Annotated in this window: 2 protein-coding genes and 1 pseudogene; 1 reads left to right on the top strand and 2 read right to left on the bottom strand. The window is 28.0% G+C overall.

The window, feature by feature from the left end:
* Positions 1–148 precede the first annotated feature (148 nt).
* Positions 149–385, top strand: a pseudogene (locus tag Q5O29_RS03735) (family 1 glycosylhydrolase); the annotation flags it as partial.
* A 228-nt stretch (positions 386–613) separates the two neighbouring features.
* Here Q5O29_RS03735 and Q5O29_RS03730 read toward each other — a convergent pair.
* Both Q5O29_RS03730 and zupT read right to left on the bottom strand, forming a co-directional pair.
* The gene (locus Q5O29_RS03730; RefSeq protein WP_022211661.1) at positions 614–1,447 is read right to left on the bottom strand and encodes a GNAT family N-acetyltransferase; all 834 of its coding nucleotides are present in this window, start codon (positions 1,445–1,447) and stop codon (positions 614–616) included.
* A gap of 131 nt (positions 1,448–1,578) precedes the next feature.
* Positions 1,579–2,358 carry a zinc transporter ZupT gene (zupT, locus tag Q5O29_RS03725; RefSeq protein ID WP_022211660.1) on the bottom strand — a complete coding sequence of 260 codons (780 nt, stop codon included), beginning with the start codon at positions 2,356–2,358 and terminating at the stop codon, positions 1,579–1,581.
* Positions 2,359–2,542: the final 184 nt, after the last annotated feature.

The raw sequence follows: 2,542 nt of genomic DNA, 5'->3' as shown, positions 1-2,542 counted from the left end.
ATATAAATGCTAGTATAAATCTACTGAAATTAGCAATGTAATTTTGGTATTATATTGAGGTAGGAACTACCTTGTTAGCTTGGGTAAACTTGTACTGTTGGGTATATTGACCAAGAAGCTCCCACTTCTATAAGTGGCGAGTAGTTCACGAGAACACGTAAAAGCTATGAAAGAAGCTATTGCTGATGGTGTAAATTTTATAGGATATACTTCATGGGGATGCATAGATTTAGTATCAGCATCAACAGAGGAAATGAGCAAAAGATATGGATTCATTTATGTAGATAAAGATAATGAAGGTAATGGAACATTGGAAAGAAGAAAGAAAAAAAGCTTTTACTGGTATAAAAAAGTAATTGAATCTAATGGAGAAAAACTTGAATAATAATGAATGATGAACTAATGATTGTTATGTAATATATGAATAAATAAGTTTTTCTTGTATTATTATTATTATAGATATGTTATATTAAATGAGCAGTTGGTACGTAAAGTGCTGATAAATGATAGAGACTGGTTTGTCCTCGCCGGGTTACCAGTCTCTATTTTTTTATATTAGTATTATACTAAATAATTATTATAAATCAAAAGTGAAAAAATTATTAAGAAAAAATTAAATAATATTTGCGTTGCAGCACTTTTCATAAAATTCAATAGGACCTGCGTTTTTTATAATTACTATTGAATCACCTCTTAGCTTCATATCCCATAGACATTTGTTCAAAAGGATTTTACCAATAGAGTGTTTTCTAAAATCTTTCAGTACACCAATAGGACCAAATATGCTAGTACCTAGAATATCATATGAACTAAAACCAATTATGTGGTCATTAATTAGTACAAGATAAATTGGTATATTATTTGAAGGAAAGATAGATACCAATGAATCAGCCCATATAGAATTAAAATTTTCTTTTACAAAATCATATATTATATATTTATCTTTATTCAGTGCCTTTCTTATAACAAAATTCTTATTTTGTTTATTATTAAATGAATAAATATTTCTTAAGTCAACTAGTAAGTCTTTGGAGGTGTTACAAAACTTTTGTAGATAATGAATCTCTTCTTTGGTAAGGGCAGCAGTTACTTCACTAGGTATTTTTATTAATGCTTTTAGAACATAAATTTCAGTGAGATACGTTTGTTTTCGTTTATTCATAATTTGCAAGGATTCAGTTAGAATTTCTAAAGTACTGTCACTTATTGGTGTGATGAAAAATTGATTTTTATTCCCTTCAATATTTCTAGGGAGATTTAGAGCCATTTCTTTATACTTATGGAGCTTATGAAGAAAATGGTTATTTAAATCCTTTATGATGCCGGTATTTTCTAAGATTAGAGCTATAAATATATCTATGGGAAATATGACTTTTCGCTCATTTAATGAATTTTCTGTAATATTAAATATTTTAAGAAGCTTATTGGTAATATTAAAATTATTCATAAATTACACCTCTTTTATAATTGATAATGGACTTTTATTCAAAATTATCACAATTTTGTGTCTTGATTATCTATAAAATCAAAGTATTGATAATGGACTTTTATTCAAAATTATCCATTATCAACTATCAATTACAAAAGTATATGGCTTATTGGCATAATGGAAATGCCAAGGAAAATAGATAACAATGATAGTTTTATGTGACCGTATGAGCGTGATGATGGAATAAGTTCTGCCAGTGATATATAAATCATAATGCCACAGACTACAGCAAAAATTATGCCAAGAATAAGTTCATTAATAAATGGTTTTAAGAATAAAAATGATAAAAATGCTCCTAGTGGTTCAGTCATTCCAGACCAAAAGGAATATTTAATTGCTTTATATCGACTACCAGTTGAAAAATATATAGGCATAGCAATGGCAATACCTTCAGGAATATTATGCAAAGCTATAGCAAAAGCAACAGATATTCCTAGACCAATATCTTGGTATCCAGAAACAAAGGTAGCAATTCCTTCAGGGAAGTTATGTAGCATTAAAGCAATTGTAGATACTAAACCAACCCTGAATAGACCATAGTTTTTATTGGACTCTTTGAGAGAGTTTTTTTCATCATCAGGTAAGAAACTATCAATTAAAAAAGCAATCAATCCACCAATAAGTAAAAAGAGAATAGACCAAATCACTCCTTGAAATTCCCCATGATATTTAGAGATAGATTCTTCAGCAGTGGGAAATAAATCTGTAAATGATACGGTAATCATAACTCCTGCCGAAAATCCCAAGGAGAATGTTAAAAATTTTTCATTTTTTGTTTTATTAAAGAACACTATGATAGCTCCAATAACTGTAGATAATCCTGCTAAAGTAGATAAAAGTAAAGGAATAAAAGAATATTTATCAATCATTTTAATGTACCCCATTGTAATTTATTACATAAGTATATTATGATTAATATATAAAAAAAAGAAGTTAATAATAAATATTTCGTAAAGATAAAGGAGAGCAGTTTATGATAAAGCTTATTGCATCTGATATGGATGGAACATTAATTAATAGTAGTCACCAAATATCATCAGGAAATTTAAGTGC

The organism is Clostridium sp. CAG:265 (assembly GCF_000436575.1).
GTDB lineage: Bacteria > Bacillota > Clostridia > Clostridiales > Clostridiaceae > Clostridium > Clostridium lentum.
Note: the sequence above shows the minus strand (reverse complement) of the source record. Positions and strands in the feature narration are given on the sequence as shown.

Bases quoted from the DNA above. Each gene is read 5' to 3' on its own strand.
- Q5O29_RS03730 (WP_022211661.1), bottom strand. From the start codon at position 1,447: ATGAATAATTTTAATATTACCAATAAGCTTCTTAAAATATTTAATATT.
- zupT (WP_022211660.1), bottom strand. From the start codon at position 2,358: ATGATTGATAAATATTCTTTTATTCCTTTACTTTTATCTACTTTAGCA.